Below are 17,333 nucleotides of genomic sequence, written 5' to 3'. Positions count from 1 at the left end.
AGGGTTCCCCTTCCGGCCTACTTCAGCACGGCCGCCGGCAGGAATCCATCACGGCGTGCAGGCGCGCGGCAGGATGGCGATGTCGGCGGCTCACGCCGGTGGCGGGTCGCCTGCACAGAGGCGGGCGCGACCGAGCATCAACTCGCGTTCGCGCCGATTCATGGTCAGCGCGGCCGCCTGCTCGAACGCCTCCCGCGCCTCGCCACGACGGCCGAGCCGTTCGAGCAGGTCGCCGCGCACGGCCTGCAGCAGGTGGTACTTCTGCAGGCTCGGCTCGTCGACCAGCCCATCCGCCAGCGCCAGCCCGGCGGCGGCGCCCGCCGCCATGCCCACCGCCACCGCCCGGTTGAGCTCGACGATGGGCGAAGGCGCCACTTCGGCCAGCGTCGCGTACAGGCCGGCGATGCCATTCCAGTCCGTCTGCTCGCTGGTCGAGGCGCGCGCGTGACACGCGGCAATCGCCGCCTGCAGCGCATACGGACCCTCGGCCCCACCCAGCCTGCCCGCCTGCTCCAGTGCAGCCAGTCCCCGGCGGATACGCAGGTGATCCCACAGGTTGCGGTCCTGTTCCAGCAGCAGGATCGGTTCGCCCTGCGCATCCACGCGGGCGGCGGAACGTGAGGCCTGGATTTCCATCAGCGCGAGCAACCCGTGCACCTCGGCTTCGCGCGGCATCAGACCGGTCAGCACGCGCCCCAGCCGCAGCGCGTCATCGCACAACGCAGGTCGCATCCAGTCATCGCCGGTGGTGGCCGAATAGCCTTCGTTGAAGATCAGGTAGATCACCCCGAGCACGGCGGAAAGGCGTTCGTGCAGTTCGTCGCCCCTTGGCACCTCGTAGGCCACCTCGGCCTTGGCCAGGCTGCGCTTGGCCCGCACGATGCGCTGCGCGATGGTGGGCTCGGGAATCAGGAAGGCGCGCGCGATTTCCTCCGTGCTGAGGCCGCCGAGCAGGCGCAGGGTCAGCGCCACGCGGGCCTCCATCGACAGCAGCGGATGGCAGGCGACGAAGATCAGCCGCAGCAGGTCGTCGCCGAACGGATCATCCAGCGCCGCCTCCGCCGCCGCGTGGGCGTGCTCCTGCTCGTGCTCCAGCTCATGCACCAGCTGTGCATGCTTGCGCTCCAGCAGCTTGCTGCGGCGCAGGCGGTCGATTGCGCGGTGTTTGGCCGTGGTCATCAGCCACGCACCGGGGTTCTCCGGCACACCGCTGCGCGGCCACTGCTCCAGCGCCGTCACCAGGGCATCCTGCGCCAGCTCCTCGGCCAACCCCACGTCACGCAGCATGCGGGTCAGCCCCGCGATCAACCGCGCGGATTCGCTTCGCCACACGGTATCGATGGCGCGATGGGTATCAGTCTGGCTCATGACCGTCGATCAAAGCATTGCCACGGCGCCAGCGCAACACATCCCGCCGCGCTCGCATGGCGAACAATGCCGGATTCACGCAAACCCACGACACCCCGCAGGGCGGACCACCGTCCGCCGCCCCCGCATCGCGACGCGAACGACGGTTCGTGTCCGGCTTGGCAGCCCGGAGAAAACGGCTGGCGACAGCCCAAAAAGAAACCGGCCCTCCGCTGTTGCAGCGGAAGGCCGGTGGTTGAAGCGCTATCGAACCGTGCAACGCGCCGTCATGCGCGCGTCGCGTTCCTCGTCACCAGCATGAGCCCGGGTCGGTGCCGTCGGCAGTGCGCGCGCCGGTGTTGGTCAACTTCAGATTGCCGCACTTTGCGTCTTTGGTCTTCTGAGGTTCTATCGGCGTGGCCTGGATCGTGTACTTGGACGTACTCGCCGCACCAGTGGGAAACGCATAACTGTAAAAGCGCCCGGTCTGCGCAGCGGCGGCACAATCCAGATTGGCCAGTGCAAGTTTGTTACCGGTACCTGCAGCATCCTGATCATAACGAAGGTTGGTCGTGTAATACCGCTCCATGTAGTTCGCGTACTCCGACAGGCAACCCTCGGCTGCCACGCGGCGGGTCTTGGTCACGTACTTGCTGTAGATCGGCCAGGCGATGGCCGCGAGGATGGCGATGATCAGCACCGTGATCATCAGCTCCATCAAGGTGAAGCCGCCGATGCGGCACGACCCACCCTCGCCTCGGGTCGCCGGCGACCCGAGATTCGAGAAACAACTGCCTTCATTCGAGAGCGATTTCATCATTCAGTCCTTTACTGGGCGATCATTTCGCGCCATGAAACGCGCTGCAGGGTGTTGGATGTGCCGGAGGTCTTGATACTGCTGGCACTGCCGTTGTCGAAGCTCACCAACATCGTGCCGCCCATGAAGATCGGGTTGTTCGGCAGCGAGCTGAAACCGATGCCGCTGGTGGCCACCGCGACTCCGTTCACCATGATGTAATCGGCCGGCTGGTTGATCTGACCGTCGCCATTGAGATCGAAGAAGCTCGACTTCGGATTGGTACCGGTGAACGGGTCGACAGCCATGATCCAGCCGCGTCCGGAAGGGTTGCACAGGTCGGCCGCCTCGGGGATGCGCGTGGTGGCCAGCAACTGGTTGCCCTGGAACTGGCTGGGCGTGACGATCCGCTCGCCTTGGGCGGTCTGATTGGCGGTGTATGTCACCTTGCCATCGGCGGTCGTGCTGGTCGGCGACAGCAAATCCATGTACCAACCCGACATGTCGGTCATGTCGGAAGTAGTCGGCAACGCCGTCACTGCCCGCGCCGGCGCGATCGCCGCCGTCTTGATGGTGCCGTCGTCATTCAGAACCGCGTCGGTTCCCGGCGTTTCCGCGATGATCGAGCGCCGCTTCAGCTGGGTGGTGGTCGATGTGCGCGTCGTGCTGGTGGTCACGACCTTGCTGCCGCTGCTCGGTCCCGCCTTCACGATCAATCCGTACCAGGACTGGGTCGTCTTCGTGGCAAGGTCGCCGTTGCCCAGGTACTGCCCGGTGCCGAAGAACAGCCACAGGTCCTGGGTGGTCGGGTTCTTGCCCACCAGCATGCCGGCCGTGATCGGCTGTGCGTTCGTGCCATCGGTGGCGGTGAACAGTTTGGTGCCGGTGCTGTCGGGATAAGCAGTGGGGGTGTAGACGGCATTGTTGCCGTTTCCGGACTGCACGATGGCGTTGAGCAGGAACGACCACACCCGGCCCTGCGCATCACCCGCATACGCCGTCGTGCTGATACCCGTGGACAGGTCATCCATCCATACGGCCGGTGCAGCTAGGCCGTTATTGGTCGTGGAGTCCGTTTGATGCACGGTAAGAGCGCCATCGGAGATATTGAACTGCAGCAATGCTGCTACGTTGTTCTTGCTGTTGTAACCATTGCCGATCAGCACCGACCAGTTGCTGTTGCCCGTCAGATCCGCGCTACCCTTATCATTGGTCTGGGCGATCACCGGCTTACCGGTCATCTGGCCGATGTAGTCGGCATTGGTCTTGCCGTCACCGGCGGAGCGCTCCCACAGCAGCTTGGGCGTCGAACTGGTCACGTCCAGCGCATAGACCGTCTTGGCCAGGCCACGACCTGTGGTGCCCACGGCCACGGTATGCCAGGCCGATCCGAAATACACATCGGCCACGGTCAGCTCGCCGTCGTTGAAGTACTGGTGCGGCACCGCCGTCGTGGTGCCGTAGCCAGGGTCTGCCAAGGTGGTCAGGTCGCTGGTGGCCCGCGCCGGCGTGGTCGTGCTGGTATTGGTGGTGATCACGGCCGACGGCAGGTAGGCATAGGCCTCGGTGCCTGCGGCGATGGCCGCCGTGGTATCGGTCGCGGCGATGTCATCGGTGTAGAACGCATGCAGCATGCCGTCGTTGGCTGCCACGAAAATCAGGCCATTCCGGACGGTCGAGGCATAGGAAAGATAGGTGTCCGATCCCGTGAACGACTGGCCGACAAACTGGTTCGCGTCGGGCTGGCCCACGAAGACCGGCTGCGAATCGACGATATCGCCCAGCGGCGTGGTACGGGGACGGTAGACGCCGCCCGTCTTGCCGACCTCCTTGGAGCCGTCACCGCGCAGATAGTCGATCATGTTCTGCTGCGCCGTCGCGTCGCTGCCCAGTGCGGTCTGTTGGGCACTCGACAGATCAGTGACGGTCTTGAACGCCACAGCCGTCGCCGACGAGGTCGTGCAGGTCACGCAGGTATAGATCTTCCGGTCGGTGGCCGCAGGCATTTCGCTGGATACGGTCCACGACGCCGACGTGGCCAGCGTGCCGTTGTTGGGATCCACCTTGATTGCCTTCAGGTCGCCTTTCCAGTCGCCCGTGTAGTAGTTGGCCTGGTAGGCGAACGCACCGGTTTTCAACTGGGTGGAGTTGGCCGCCAGGCTGGCGCCCGTACCCACGCGGTCGGAGGCGCGTTGCAGCGCCTTCTTCAAGGCATTGCTGAACTCGTCGGGTGTCTTCGCGGAGGCGAAGCCGCCGTGGCCGTTGACCGCGGCATGCTCCAAGTCGGCAATATTGTTTATGTTGTCCTTCGAAGGCGTCGGCCACTTGAAATTGGCAATGGCGGAGCCGCCATTGGCCCAGGCGAAGATGTCCTTATCCGCCGTGCTGTCACCCAAAATATTGACCGGCGAAAAGCCCATGCCCAAAGTGAATGTAACCATGTGCTGCCAGTAAGCCGGATCTTCCTTGCTGGTCGGCACCTCGTTGGAGGCCGTGCGCAAATCGGTAACCCAATACTTCATGGCGACGTCGGCCAGCGTACTGCTGTTGCTGTCCGAATAAGGGGAGGCAGGGGTGTAAGTAACGGTAGGCAGATTGTTGGGCCTTGGAATGGGACCGGCCTTGGTGTTGTCCACATTGCCGATGTTGGCGGGCGCATCGTCGTTCCAGAAGCCATCCGTGGTCAGGATGGTATACGACTGCCGGCAGGCCAGTTCGGTATTGGTGCCGCTGACGTACCCGGACTCTCCATTCAACGTCAGCCAGGGCTGCTGGGTACGATAATATTTACCTAAGGCGTCCAAGGCGCCGCGCAAAGGTGTCCAGCTGCTAGGCGTCGTGCCCACCAGCCAACTCCATAGCCTGCTCTTTTGAGTACCGGTGGTACCGTCACCAAATGGCTTTACCTGCGCGATACCCGTCTGGTATGTCACGTTGTGCGCAGAAGTGGTGAAGGCGTAGTAGTCATCTCCCAACGAACTCTTGCTTGCATTACTTCCTCCAATGGAACCGAAGCCCACGCGAAAGTTCGACTCCACCCCGGAAAACGCATTCATGACACCGCTCTTGGCCATCAACATGCGCGTGCGGTAGAACGAAAACCACGTTGCCACATTTTTCTGGGTTGTTGCGTCATCCTTGCAGACGGCCTTGGCCGTCGCCGATGTCAAACTGGCGCAGTCACCGGCGGTCTTGCCAACGTAATTCCGGACAAGCGTGCCGTCCGAAAGCTTTCCCGTTGCCGTACCCGTGTCGTAAGTGAAGAAGTTTTTATTGGCCGTTCCGATCAGGACACATTTACCGTCAGCATTCTTCGAATCAGTGCCATTGCATGAATAACCCGAAATGGTCGCCGTTGCGACATAATAATTGCTGTAACTTATTACGCAATAATTAGTTCCGCCAAAGCTATTTAACGCCCCTCCCTTCGGGCACGAATAAGTATAGACGGGAATTGGGTCATAGGGAGTCGTCGTGGTGACTTGAAGACTCGTAAAATAATCGTAAGTCCCGCCGTTGTAGGACGTAACGTCTTTCGTGCTGGTACCACTGAATCCATTATTGGGAGCGGCGCCAATATTGGTCGGCACCGGGTAATTGGTCGAACCATCGCTTTGCTTCGTCGCATACGGTGGCGTTTTGTAAGTGATCGTTGGGTCGTAATAGGTTCCGTTATTGGAAGCAATGCGGTACGAGTCCGGATTGGATGTCGTCCCGGCTGTATCGCTTGGAAGAGACCCACTATCCGGCATGAGATCCGAATCCATCGACCCCGAGTCATCCAGCATCAGCACGATATTCGGTGGCAGCGGCTTCTGGATGATCAGCGGGGCCTGTTCGACCACCGGGTTCTGCGTGGCAGCCAGCGCCGGCGTGAAGGCGACGCCCAGCAGCCAGACGGATACACCGGTGGTCAGCAGTCTGCCGATGAGGTTGCCGGACTTGCTGTGCAGACGGGGAATGATGTTCATGTCGGTTCCGCTCTTGGCGATGGTGCGGCATGGGAAGGCCCATGCGCCCTTGGTGAAGTCGGCCTGTGGCCGGAAGCTCAGCCCTGCTTGATCATGGCCTGCAGCACGACCACGGCACGGTCACCCACGACCGCAGGATCGGCACTGCGGACAGTGACGCGGTAATAGATGTTGGTGATGGTGCCGCCGTTGACGCCATAGTTGTGCGAGTTGGCGCTCTGGTTGAACCCGGTGCTGGCGCTCGGATCCTGGAAGTTGCCCATGTTCTCGATCACGTACTGCGGCTGGCCGACGGCCAGCGCACCTGCCGTGTACAGGGTTTTGCTGAGCGTCTTGATGCCGTTTGCGGGCAGGTTCTTGTCTTCGAACGGGTTGGTCAGACAGATCACGGCCGGGGTCTGGCAATTGCGCGCAATGTCGCCCGGATTGTCGGGGATGCTTGCCGCCGCCGCACGCATGGCTGCCTCGGCGTTCTGGAAGGCCAGCTGTCGGTCGTACATGTTGCCAGCCATCTTCTGCTGCATGATGGTGCCGCGCACGGCGGCCAGGCCGACCAGGGTAATCACCAGTAGCAGGATCATCGCCACCACCAAGGCCACGCCACCTTGAGCGGCATGGGGATGGAGCCTCGCGCTGCGCTGACGCCGCGAGCGGCTGATGGAACCCGAGGGATCGAGAGTCTTGTGGTTCATCTCATGGCACCCGGTTGCGAATGGTGGTGGTGGCCGTGAAGTCGCGCGAGATCGCCTTGGTATCAGTACCTGCGCGCTTGTCGACGCTTTCCAGCGTGAGCTTGACCTGCACGGAGTCGACGGTGGGCCAGTTGGCCGCCACGGTGGCTGCATCCACGAAACTGGCGCCACCGGCCACGTGATAGCGAAGGTTCATCGCCGTGACGTCACGCACCATTTCCTGGGAACTCGTTGCTGGCGCGGCCCCCGTGGTGTCCACGGTCATGCGGTACAGCGATTTGCCACCCACTGGGTTGGTACCGATGTACCAGTCCACCGCAGCCAGTTTGAAGATCTGCGAGTTGGCCCCGAACATGTAGCCGGTGCCGTTGGTGCTGCACACGGTGGGGTAGCCCATGCCTTTGGAACAATTGCCGGGCGAAACCTTGTTGCCTACGTTGTGCACCACCGTGACATTGCTGTCGTTGTAATCGCTGATCTGCACGATGGTGGCATGGTCGGGGTCGCAGACGATGATCACTTCGCCGGTCTTCAGATCCGAAGTCGTGTCGTTGAGCTTGAAATTGGCTGCCGTCGAACTGGGGGTGGCTGCCACGCTCAGGCCGGTGTCGGCAGCACCCAGCAATTGCAGCGAGTCGGTGCCTGTCAGCTGATTGCCCGCGGCCGTACCGACCGTCAAGGCTGGGTCTACCACCGTACCTGCACCATAGCCATGCACCGCGTTGCCCCAGTCCGCCCACCAATTGGTCGCACTGGGGTTCAGCACATTGGCAACCCGCCCGGAATTGCCGCAACCGGTGAGGCCAGCATCGCGGATGTCGCGCGCCATCAGCTCGAACGCCACGCGTGAACTGTCCTGCACGTCACCCAGCGCCTGGTTGGTGCGATAGGAGCGCTGCGTGGCAATAAACACGCTGGTAACGCCGGCAATGACGATCAAGCCCAGCACCATGGCGATCATCAGCTCGATCAGGGTGAAGCCCGCTGAAAACTTCGCCGACCGTACCGGATTGCCGGTGCATGGCGGACAAATGTGGGGGCGCTTGTTCATAGGATGGCCTTGGTGATGATTTGCTGGGTGCTGCTGCCGCCCTTGCCCGACCGACTGTCGTCGAAGGTGATGGTCACTGTGCACTCGCCGCTGGTCACGCACGCGATCTTGCCCGTGGTGGTCGCTGCCTCACCGAGAGTCTTGCCGAGTTGTGCGCACCATTGCTTGAGCTGGGCCTGGGCCAATGTGGTCGTGGTGGTGGGACAGCTGCTCGCGGTGACGGTGCCGTTGTAAGGAAGGCCGGAACTCTTGGCATTGACGCTGTCCGCCCGCATCGCATCCAGGATCGAGTAACTGCTGACGGTGGCCATGCTGCGCGCCATCGCGCTGTTGTTGGTGGACAGCGACATGGTCTGCAGCGCCGCGATGCCGAGAAAGCCGATCGACAAGATCAGCACCGCCACCAGCACCTCGATCAGGCCAACGCCGGACTGGGTCGCCGCAGTGGGAGGGAGCCCGCGCTTGCGGAGCAAGCGCGCGGGCATGCGACCTGCTTCTTTCGCGAAAATCGAGGATGAGGCCGAGCAGGAAGTGTTCATGATGTCGGGCACGCTGCCGATGAAGTGGTCGTGGCGAGGATCGAGCCTGCCGTTATCCTGATGCACCGATGATTGCGGGTGCTGATCGAGGAAGTGGAAATGTCCGCGATCGGGCCGGAATACGGCGCCGTACTGGTGGGAGAGTGCCCCAGCCCCTGTCCACCAAAACGCACCGGAATCATGTTGCCGGTCAACGCGATCGGGGCCCTGATGCCGCTGGTGCCAGCACGTACTTGCGTGACCACGCCATTGCTCAGCGCATACACCTCGCCAGCCTGTTTGCATGCACTGCCGAGCGTATCCGTGCCATTGGAGGCACTGCCGCACAATTGGGTGCTGGCATTGCGCTTGATGGCTTCCATCCGCGCGACATTGATGGCCCCGACGACCTCGTTGGCGGCGGTGGTGAGTTTGTTCTGGAGAATGATGTTCTTGAAACTCGGCACCGCGATCATGATCAGCACCAGCGCAATGGTCATGGTGACCATCAGCTCGACCAGCGTGAAACCGCGCTGCGCGCGGCGCGCCGACCCGGGCGATGCGACCAGCGAGACAGCTCGCTGACACGACAAGACTTGCATGGAATTCTCCCTGATACCCCTGAGCGCACTGTACCCACGCCGTCACCGCCAGCCAGCCCCCAGCCGACCAGCGGTAGGGATTGGCCGACAAACGGCCGCTGGCCCGCTGGAAAGGGTGACGGGGATCACGGGCGGGGGCCGCTCCGGAAAAGCAAAGGCCCGCTTGCGCGGGCCTTTGGGGTTCTGGTGCCGGAAATAGGAATCGAACCTACGACCTACGCATTACGAATGCGCCGCTCTACCAACTGAGCTATTCCGGCAAAGAGCCGCGGATTTTACGTTGTCGCGGCAGGGTGGCGCAAGCGGCGGGCGGTGAGCGCCCTACGGGCCGCACGCACCGCGGCTCGTGTCGGGTCAGAGGCTGGAGCTGTTGTCGCCGACCACGCGCAGTTCCTTGGGCAGGGCGAAGGTGATGTTTTCCGGTTCGCCGTCCAGCTCACGCACCGCGCCGGCACCCCACGACTGCAGGCGGGCAATCACGTCGCGCACCAGCTTCTCCGGTGCGGAAGCGCCGGCGGTGAGGCCGATGCGGTTCACGCCATCCAGCCAGCTGCGCTCGATGTGCTCGGCGCCGTCGATCAGGAACGAACGCACGCCCTGCTTCTCGGCCAGCTCGCGCAAGCGGTTGGAGTTGGAGCTGTTGACCGAGCCGACCACCAGCATCAGGTCGACCGCGTCGGCCAGCCGGCGCACGGCGTCCTGGCGGTTCTGCGTGGCGTAGCAGATGTCGTCCTTGCGCGGCCCTTCGATGTCGGGAAACTTCAGCCGCAGGGCTTCGATGATCGCCTTGGTGTCGTCCACCGACAGCGTGGTCTGGGTGACGTAGGACAACAGCTGCGGGAACGCGGGCGCCAGCGTGGCGACATCTTCCAGCGACTCGACCAGCAGGATCTCGCCGCTGTTGGCGGGGTTCCACTGACCCATCGTCCCCTCCACCTCCGGATGCCCGGCGTGGCCGATCAGCACCACGCTGCGGCCGATGCGACCCAGCCGCGCCACTTCCATGTGCACCTTGGTGACCAGCGGACAGGTGGCGTCGAACACTTTCAGGTGCCGCTGATCGGCCTCCTCGCGCACCGCCTGCGACACGCCGTGTGCGCTGAAGATCACCGTGGCGCCATCGGGCACTTCGTGCAGTTCCTCGACGAACACCGCGCCGTCGGCATGCAGCTTGTCGACCACGTAGCGGTTGTGCACCACTTCATGCCGGACATAGATCGGCGCACCGTACGATTCCAGCGCACGTTCGACGATGGCTATGGCGCGATCGACGCCGGCGCAGAAGCCGCGGGGGTTGGCAAGCAGGATATCCATGGGAACTCGTGACCTTGTCCCTCCCCCTGCGAAGCATGGGGAGATGGAGGAGTGCGCTTCGCAGATGCGAAAGGCTGCAGCGGCGAATTATCGCACGCCGTCCGCCGGCTTGCCGGCGAACAGGCCGAACACGACCAGCATCACCGCGCCGACCGTGATGCCGCAATCGGCCAGGTTGAACACCGGGTAATCCCACTGGCGGAAGTACACGTGGATGAAGTCGGTGACCTGCGCGGCATGCAGCCGGTCGATCAGGTTGCCGATCGCACCGCCCACGATCAGCGCCAGCGGCAGGCTGGTGCGCCAGTCGCGGCGTGGTGTGCGCGCCAGCCAGGTCACCAGCACCGCGCTGATCACCAGCGCCAGCACCACGAAGAACCAGCGCTGCCAGCCCGCACCGCTGGCCAGGAAGCTGAAGGCGGCGCCCTTGTTGAAGGCCAGCGTCCAGTTGAGGAAACCGGGAATCACCGGATGCGGCACGCCCATCGGCTGCAGCGCGTGCAGCGCCCACCATTTGCTGAGCTGGTCGAGCGCGATGACAAGGGAGGACAGCCATAGCCAGATGAGTGCGTTGGGTTTGATCATGGGATGGGCTCGTTGGTGTTCTTCGATGGTAGTGGTCGCTGCTGCGCAGCGCCCCCATCCGGCCTGTCGGCCACCTTCCCCCGCAAGCGGGGGGAAGGAACGTGGTGGGACGACGCCGTTCGTTTGAAGTGCGGCGCCGCCGTTTCCTTCCCCCGCCTGCGGGGGAAGGTGCCCGAAGGGCGGATGGGGGCACGCCGGGCTCAGAACCAGCGGCGATCTTCGCCCGCGCCCTCGATATTGCCGATGCACCGACCGCACAACTCCGGATGCTCGGCGTGGCTGCCCACGTCGTCGCGGCGGTGCCAGCAGCGTACGCATTTGGCTGCGCCGCTGACGCTGGCGGAAACCCAGGCTTCGGCGCCATCCAGCTCCACCTTCACCGCGTCGTCCGCACGCGGGGCGAGCGGGGCCAGGGTGAAGTCGGAGGTGATGAAGAAGAAGCGCAGCTCGTCGGCGGCTTCGGCGTAGCGGGTCGAAAGCATCGCGTCGGCGTGGACCACCAGCTTCGCCTCCAGCGCCGCGCCGATCCGCTCGGCCTTGCGCATGCCTTCGAGCACGCGCGAGGACGCATCGCGGATCGCCAGCAGGTCGGTCCACCAGCGCCGCTGTTCCGGCGAAGCCTGGGCCGCGCTCAGGCCGTCGTACCAGGTTTCGAACAGCACGCTGTCACCGCGCTCGCCCGGCAACTGCTGCCAGATTTCCTCGGCGGTGAAGCTCAGCACCGGCGCCAGCCAGCGCACCAGCGCCTCGGCGATGCGGTACATCGCGCTTTGCGCGCTGCGCCGACCGCGACTGTCGGTGGGCATGGTGTAGAGCCGGTCCTTGGTGATGTCCAGGTACAACGCGCCCAGTTCGTTGGTGCAGAAGTTCTGGATGCGCGCGATGACGTCCGGATAGTCGTTGCGCTCGTACGCGGCAGTCACCGCCTGCTGCACGTCATGCGCCTGCTGCACGGCCCACTGGTCGAGCAGCAGGCTGTCCGCCACCGGTAGCAGGTGCGTGGCCGGATCGAAACCGTCGAGGTTGCCGAGCAGGAAACGCGCGGTGTTGCGGATGCGCCGGTAGCTGTCCGACACGCGCTTCAGGATCTCGTCGGAGACGGTCATCTCGTTGCGGTAATCGGCCGAGGCTACCCACAGGCGCAACACGTCGGCGCCCAGCGTGTCCATCACCTTCTGCGGCGCCACCACGTTGCCCAGCGACTTGGACATCTTGCGGCCGTTCGCGTCGACCGCGAAGCCGTGGGTGAGCACCTCGTTGTAGGGCGCGCGGCCATGGATCGCCGCCGAGGTCAGCAAGGACGACTGGAACCAGCCGCGATGCTGGTCGGAGCCTTCCAGGTACATCACCTTGTAGTGCGTGGCTGCGCCCTGCTGCAGCTCGGGACGCTGGTCGATCACGGTGTAGTGGGTGACGCCGGAGTCGAACCAGACATCGAGCACGTCGGTGACTTTCTCGTAATCCTGCGCGTCGTCGCCAAGCAGCTCGGCCGCATCCAGCGTGAACCAGGCATCGATGCCGCCCTGCTCCACCTTCTGCGCGACCTGCTCCAGCAATTCGACCGAATGCGGATGCGGTTCCTGCGTGGCCTTGTGCACGAACAGCGCGATCGGCACGCCCCAGGTGCGCTGACGCGAGATGCACCAGTCCGGTCGCCCGGCGACCATGCCGGCGATGCGCTCCTCGCCCCAGCCCGGCACCCAGCGCACGGACTTGATCGAGGTGAGCGCCGTGTCGCGCAGGTTCTGCTGCTCCATCGAGATGAACCACTGCGGCGTAGTGCGGTAGATCACCGGCGTCTTGTGCCGCCAGCAGTGCGGGTAGCTGTGCTCGATCTTGGCGAACGCCAGCAGCACGCCGCGCTGGCGCAGCAGGTCGACCAGCGCCTCGTTGGCCTTCCAGATGTGCATGCCGCCCAGCGCGAGGCTGTCCGCTTGCGGCGTGTCGATGCGATAGGTGCCGCGCGGTTCGATGTAGTTGAGCAGGCCGATGCCGTACTCGCGGGCCACCACGAAATCCTCCACGCCGTGATCGGGCGAGGTGTGCACGGCGCCGGTGCCGTCGTCGGCCGACACGTGGTCGCCCAGGATCACCGGCACTTCGCGCGGGTAGAACGGGTGCTGCAGCTTGAAGCCTTCCAGCGCCTTGCCCTCGGCATGGCCCAGTACATGAAGAGCGCCCCCATCCGCCCTTCGGGCATCTTCCCCCGCTTGCGGGGGAAGGGAGATGTTGTAGCGCTGGGCGGCCTTGTCGGCCAGCGCGCTGGCGACCACCAGCAGCACGCGCCGGCCATCGCGTTGCGGGCCTTCGATCAGCGCGTATTCCAGCCCGGCGCCCAGCGACACCGCCTGGCTTTCCGGCAGCGTCCACGGCGTGGTGGTCCAGATCGGGATGGCCACGATGGCGTCGCCGGCATCCACGCCGAACTTCTTCGCCAGCGCCTTCGCGTCCAGCGCGTCATAGGCGACGTCGACGGCGGGCGAGACCTTGTCGGCGTATTCGATCTCCGCCTCGGCCAGCGCCGAGGCGCAGTCGAAGCACCAGTACACCGGCTTGGCGCCGCGCAGCACGTGGCCGTTGGAAACGATCCGCGCCAGCGCACGCAGCATGTCGGCCTCGAAGCGAAAATCCATCGAGCGGTACGGGTGGTCCCAGTCGCCCAGCACGCCCAGGCGCTTGAAGTCGTTGCGCTGGGTTTCGACCTGCTCGGCGGCGTATTCGCGGCACTTCTGCCGGAACGCCGCCGCATCGAGCTTGTCGCCCGGCTTGCCGAACTTCTTCTCCACCGCGATCTCGATCGGCAGGCCGTGGCAGTCCCAGCCCGGCACGTAGGGCGCGCGCTGGCCGGCCAGCAGCTTGGACTTGACCACGATGTCCTTGAGGATCTTGTTCACCGCATGGCCGATGTGGATCGGGCCGTTCGCGTAAGGCGGGCCGTCGTGCAGCACGAACACGCTATCGCGGTGCGCGGTCTTCTGCTGGATCTGCGCATAGCGCCCCACCCGCTCCCACTCCGCCAGCCAGCCCGGCTCGCGCTTCGGCAAATCGCCGCGCATCGGAAAGTCCGTCTGCGGCAGGTTGATCGTGCTCTTGTAATCGTGGGTCATTGCCTGGGTGCCGTAATGGAAGCGTTGCCGTCCGCCAGCGCGGACAAAGAGTTCAAAGTTAAACGATACCTGCGCCTGCCGGAAGCCGCCTCACGCATCGACCAGTCGCGGGTTCATGCCCAGCAGCTCACGCGCCCGGCGCGAGTCCAGCGCCATCTGCGCCTTCAGCGGTTCCAGCCCGTCGAACTTCTGCTCGTCGCGCAGTTTGGCCACGAACTCCACCGCCATGCGCTGGCCGTACAGGTCGCCGTCGAAGTCGAACAGGTGCACTTCCAGCAGCGGCTGGCTGACCTGGTTCACCGTGGGGCGCACGCCGAGGCTGGCCACGCCGGGCCAGCTGCATTCGCCCTCGCCCAGGCCCACGCGCACCGCGAAGATGCCCTGGATCGGGCTGACCCGCTGCTGCAGGTGGATGTTGGCGGTGGGATAGCCCAGCGTGCGGCCCAGCTGGTTGCCGTATTCGACCTTGCCGTCGATCACGAACGGACGGCCCAGCAGTGGCTCGGCGCCGGTGAAATCGCCCGCGGCCAGCAGGGCGCGCACGCGGCTGGCGGAAACCCGTTCGCCCTCCAGCTGGATCACCGGCATGGTGCAGGCGCTGAAGCCCAGTTCGGCGCCCATGCGCTCCAGCAAGGCCACGTCGCCGCCGCGCTTGTGGCCGAAGCGGAAGTCGCCACCCACCCAGACCTCGCGCGCAGCCAGGCGCTCGACCAGCACCCGCCGCACGAAATCCTCGGCCGACATCGCGCTCAGCGCCCGGTTGAAGCGCAGCAGCAGGGCCTGTTCCATGCCGGCGGCGGCAAAGCCGCGCAGTTTTTCGCGCACGCTGGACAGCCGCGGCACCGGTTCGGGCGAGAAGAACGCCCGGGGCAGCGGCTCGAAGCTGACCACCACGGGACTGCAGCCAAGCGCCTGCGCACGTTCGCGCACCTGCGCCAGCAAGGCCTGGTGGCCACGGTGCAGACCATCGAATGCACCGACCGCCATCACGCTGCCGCGCGGCGTCAGGCAAGGGCCTGCGACATCCCTGGAAAGTTTCATCATCGCCTGAGTATAACGGCCGGACGCCCGCCGATAATCGCGCAGGCGCGGCTCACGCCCCGCGCAGATCGCGCAGGCGGAAGCCGCCGGCAAACAGCACCGCGACATAAGTGCCCGCCCCCGCGACCACCAGCACGGCCAGGCGCCACAGCCGGGTGGCCACCGAAACGCCGTGCACCCATTCCGGCCACAGCCAGCGCCCCAGCAGCAGCACGGCAGCCATCGCCAGGCAGGACGAGCCCAGCCGCAGCCAGTGCCGCACCCAGCCGGGCTGCCGCTGGTACACGCCGGCGCGCTTGAGCCAGCGCCACAGAAGCATGAAGTTCACGTAGCTGGCCAGCGCACTGGCCAGCGCCAGGCCCACGTGCAGGCCGGGCACCTGGGCGATGCCCTCCAGCCAGCTGCCCTGCTTCACCGACGCCGGCGCCCACAGCTCGAAGAACAACGCGATCAGCAAGCCGTTGAAGATCATGTTGACCACCAGCGACGCCACGCCCGCCTTCACCGGCGTGCGGGTGTCCTGGCGCGAGTAGAACGCCGGCAGCACCACCTTGACCAGGGCGTACGCCGGCAGGCCGCAACTGAGCGCCAACACGGCGGCAGCGGTCATCCGGGTATCAAAAGCCGTCCACTGGCCATTCTGGAACAGCGTGGCCACCAGCGGTTCGGCCAGCAGCGCCAGCGCAATGGCGGCCGGCACGGCGATCAACAAGGTGAGCCGCAGGCCCCAGTCCAGCGCCTTCGAAAATCCCGCCTGGTCGGTACCCACATAGTGACGCGACAGCGCCGGCAGGATCACCGTGCCCAAGGCCACGCCAAACACGCCCAGCGGCAATTCCAGAAAGCGCGTCGACTGCCACAGCCAGGTCTGCGACCCGGTCACCAGCAGCGACACCACGATGGTGTCCAGCAGCAGGTTGATCTGGGCCACCGACGAGCCGAACAGCGTGGGCACCATCAGCCGCATGATTTTCCTGACCTGCGGATGGCGCCAGCCCCAGCGCGGCAGCACCAGCAAGTCCAGCTTGCGCAGGGCCGGCAGCAGGAACAGCAACTGCAGCACACCGGCCAGCAGCACCGCCCAGCCCATCGCCAGGATCGGCGTATGCAGGTGCGGCGCGATCCACAGCGCCGCCACGATCATGCAGACATTGAGGATGACCGGCGCCAGCGCCGGCATCGCGAAGCGATGGAAGCTGTTCAGCGCACCGCCGGCCAGCGCGGTCAGCGACACGAACAGCAGGAACGGGAACATCCAGCGCACCAGCTCGGTGGTCAGGTCGAACTTGTGCGGCTGGTCCAGCGCGCCGGGGATGAAAGCGGTGGCCAGCTGCGGCGCGAAGATCAGTCCCAGCGCCGTCACCACCAGCAGCACGCCGCCCAGGGTGCCGGCCACGGTCGCCATCAGTCGCTTCAGGTCATCGTGGCTGCCGGTTTCCTTCACTTCGGTGAAGACCGGCACGAAAGCGGTGGAAAACGACCCTTCGGCGAACAGCCGACGCATGAAGTTGGGGATGCGGAACGCCACCACGAAGGCGTCGGTGGCCACCGTGGCGCCGAACACGTGGCTCATCGAGATGTCGCGCACCAGGCCCAGTACCCGCGAAATCATCGTCATGCTGCTGAACGAGAGCAATCCGCGGAGCATGCTGGGTGACTTCATGAGTGCCTGGTTTCTGCCTTGGGCGCCGATCGCGCAGGGCGCACAGTCTGACAGCCCGCGCGGGCCGGATGACAGCCCGGATATGGCAGAATGGCGACACCCCGATGGCGACACGCCCCCGCCGGCCCATTCCGGCGGCGTAAATGATTGACGCATCGGCGAATCGCCCGCATAATTGGCGTCTTTTTCCAACCTCAACCCTGCATTCCGGAGTTCTACCTTGGCCAACATCAAGTCCGCGAAGAAGCGCGCGCGCCAGTCCGAACAGCGCCGCCTGCGCAACATCAGCGCACGTTCCATGGTCCGCACCGCCCTGAAGAAGGTCGTCAAGGCCATCGAGGCCAAGGACAAGGCAGCCGCCGTTGCCGCCTTCACCGCCGCCCAGCCGGTGATGGATCGCTACGCCGCCCGCGGCCTGATCCACAAGAACAAGGCCGCCCGCCACAAGAGCCGCCTCAACGCGAAGATCCGCGAACTGGCGTAAGCCGGGGCGCGATTCGAGTTGCACGAGAAGCCGGCGCAAGCCGGCTTTTTCGTGCCCGGTCCCGAGTGTTGGCTCCTCCCCCTGCGCGCAGGGGGAGGTTGGGAGGGGGTTCGCTTTTGACTTCGGCGAAGAGCGGGCCCCCCCCCCCCCCCCCCCCCCCCC

General features: G+C 64.9%; 14 protein-coding genes and 1 tRNA gene. 2 read left to right on the top strand and 13 right to left on the bottom strand.

Annotated features, from left to right (window positions below):
• Positions 1-90: 90 nt before the first annotated feature.
• The 13 genes from ASD82_RS15205 to murJ all read right to left on the bottom strand — a co-directional run bounded on the left by ASD82_RS15205 (position 91) and on the right by murJ (position 16,687).
• Positions 91-1,368: an RNA polymerase sigma factor gene (locus ASD82_RS15205; RefSeq protein WP_056718654.1), complete on the bottom strand. Its 1,278-nt coding sequence runs from the start codon at positions 1,366-1,368 to the stop codon at positions 91-93.
• Between the two features lie 289 nt (positions 1,369-1,657).
• Entirely contained in the window at positions 1,658-2,164 is a 507-nt protein-coding gene (locus ASD82_RS15200) for a type IV pilin protein (protein ID WP_304437867.1), read from the bottom strand.
• An 11-nt stretch (positions 2,165-2,175) separates the two neighbouring features.
• Positions 2,176-6,114, bottom strand: coding sequence for a PilC/PilY family type IV pilus protein (locus ASD82_RS15195; protein ID WP_056718652.1), 3,939 nt, complete (start codon positions 6,112-6,114; stop codon positions 2,176-2,178).
• 77 nt (positions 6,115-6,191) lie between these two features.
• Positions 6,192-6,806: a PilX N-terminal domain-containing pilus assembly protein gene (locus ASD82_RS15190; RefSeq protein ID WP_235580737.1), complete on the bottom strand. Its 615-nt coding sequence runs from the start codon at positions 6,804-6,806 to the stop codon at positions 6,192-6,194.
• 1 nt (position 6,807) lies between these two features.
• Complete coding sequence (locus ASD82_RS15185) at positions 6,808-7,857, bottom strand: prepilin-type N-terminal cleavage/methylation domain-containing protein (protein WP_082585383.1); 1,050 nt, start codon at positions 7,855-7,857, stop codon at positions 6,808-6,810.
• The gene (pilV, locus tag ASD82_RS15180) at positions 7,854-8,462 is read right to left on the bottom strand and encodes a type IV pilus modification protein PilV (protein ID WP_235580736.1); all 609 of its coding nucleotides are present in this window, start codon (positions 8,460-8,462) and stop codon (positions 7,854-7,856) included. The genes ASD82_RS15185 and pilV overlap by 4 nt, the downstream gene beginning before the upstream one ends.
• A complete protein-coding gene (locus ASD82_RS15175; protein WP_056718649.1) occupies positions 8,393-8,977 on the bottom strand; it encodes a GspH/FimT family pseudopilin in 585 nt (194 codons plus the stop codon). The genes pilV and ASD82_RS15175 overlap by 70 nt, the downstream gene beginning before the upstream one ends.
• A gap of 184 nt (positions 8,978-9,161) precedes the next feature.
• Positions 9,162-9,237, bottom strand: a tRNA-Thr gene (locus ASD82_RS15170).
• 94 nt (positions 9,238-9,331) lie between these two features.
• On the bottom strand, positions 9,332-10,291 hold the full coding sequence (gene ispH, locus ASD82_RS15165) for a 4-hydroxy-3-methylbut-2-enyl diphosphate reductase (protein WP_056718648.1): 960 nt from the start codon (positions 10,289-10,291) through the stop codon (positions 9,332-9,334).
• An 87-nt stretch (positions 10,292-10,378) separates the two neighbouring features.
• Positions 10,379-10,876 carry a signal peptidase II gene (lspA, locus tag ASD82_RS15160; protein ID WP_056718647.1) on the bottom strand — a complete coding sequence of 166 codons (498 nt, stop codon included), beginning with the start codon at positions 10,874-10,876 and terminating at the stop codon, positions 10,379-10,381.
• A gap of 200 nt (positions 10,877-11,076) precedes the next feature.
• Complete coding sequence (gene ileS / locus ASD82_RS15155) at positions 11,077-13,983, bottom strand: isoleucine--tRNA ligase (RefSeq protein ID WP_056718646.1); 2,907 nt, start codon at positions 13,981-13,983, stop codon at positions 11,077-11,079.
• Between the two features lie 90 nt (positions 13,984-14,073).
• Positions 14,074-15,027, bottom strand: a complete 954-nt coding sequence (locus tag ASD82_RS15150; protein WP_056718645.1) for a bifunctional riboflavin kinase/FAD synthetase — start codon at positions 15,025-15,027, stop codon at positions 14,074-14,076.
• Positions 15,028-15,076: 49 nt separating this feature from the next.
• Positions 15,077-16,687, bottom strand: coding sequence for a murein biosynthesis integral membrane protein MurJ (gene murJ, locus ASD82_RS15145; protein WP_056718644.1), 1,611 nt, complete (start codon positions 16,685-16,687; stop codon positions 15,077-15,079).
• Between murJ and ASD82_RS17915 the strand changes: the two genes are divergently transcribed.
• Both ASD82_RS17915 and rpsT read left to right on the top strand, forming a co-directional pair.
• On the top strand, positions 16,641-16,838 hold the full coding sequence (locus ASD82_RS17915; RefSeq protein WP_162253834.1) for a hypothetical protein: 198 nt from the start codon (positions 16,641-16,643) through the stop codon (positions 16,836-16,838). The two genes, murJ and ASD82_RS17915, sit on opposite strands and share 47 nt — an antisense overlap.
• 69 nt (positions 16,839-16,907) lie before the next feature.
• Positions 16,908-17,171: a 30S ribosomal protein S20 gene (rpsT, locus tag ASD82_RS15140; RefSeq protein ID WP_007804840.1), complete on the top strand. Its 264-nt coding sequence runs from the start codon at positions 16,908-16,910 to the stop codon at positions 17,169-17,171.
• The last annotated feature ends 162 nt before the right edge of the window (positions 17,172-17,333 follow it).

It is taken from the genome of Rhodanobacter sp. Root179, from assembly GCF_001428465.1.
Classification (GTDB): domain Bacteria; phylum Pseudomonadota; class Gammaproteobacteria; order Xanthomonadales; family Rhodanobacteraceae; genus Rhodanobacter.
This window is presented reverse-complemented; position numbering and strand designations above follow the sequence as displayed.

Bases quoted from the DNA above. Each gene is read 5' to 3' on its own strand.
- ASD82_RS15205 (WP_056718654.1), bottom strand. From the start codon at position 1,368: ATGAGCCAGACTGATACCCATCGCGCCATCGATACCGTGTGGCGAAGC.
- ASD82_RS15200 (WP_304437867.1), bottom strand. From the start codon at position 2,164: ATGAAATCGCTCTCGAATGAAGGCAGTTGTTTCTCGAATCTCGGGTCG.
- ASD82_RS15195 (WP_056718652.1), bottom strand. From the start codon at position 6,114: ATGAACATCATTCCCCGTCTGCACAGCAAGTCCGGCAACCTCATCGGC.
- ASD82_RS15190 (WP_235580737.1), bottom strand. From the start codon at position 6,806: ATGAACCACAAGACTCTCGATCCCTCGGGTTCCATCAGCCGCTCGCGG.
- ASD82_RS15185 (WP_082585383.1), bottom strand. From the start codon at position 7,857: ATGAACAAGCGCCCCCACATTTGTCCGCCATGCACCGGCAATCCGGTA.
- ASD82_RS15175 (WP_056718649.1), bottom strand. From the start codon at position 8,977: ATGCAAGTCTTGTCGTGTCAGCGAGCTGTCTCGCTGGTCGCATCGCCC.
- ispH (WP_056718648.1), bottom strand. From the start codon at position 10,291: ATGGATATCCTGCTTGCCAACCCCCGCGGCTTCTGCGCCGGCGTCGAT.
- lspA (WP_056718647.1), bottom strand. From the start codon at position 10,876: ATGATCAAACCCAACGCACTCATCTGGCTATGGCTGTCCTCCCTTGTC.
- ileS (WP_056718646.1), bottom strand. From the start codon at position 13,983: ATGACCCACGATTACAAGAGCACGATCAACCTGCCGCAGACGGACTTT.
- ASD82_RS15150 (WP_056718645.1), bottom strand. From the start codon at position 15,027: ATGATGAAACTTTCCAGGGATGTCGCAGGCCCTTGCCTGACGCCGCGC.
- ASD82_RS17915 (WP_162253834.1), top strand. From the start codon at position 16,641: ATGCTGCTGAACGAGAGCAATCCGCGGAGCATGCTGGGTGACTTCATG.
- murJ (WP_056718644.1), bottom strand. From the start codon at position 16,687: ATGAAGTCACCCAGCATGCTCCGCGGATTGCTCTCGTTCAGCAGCATG.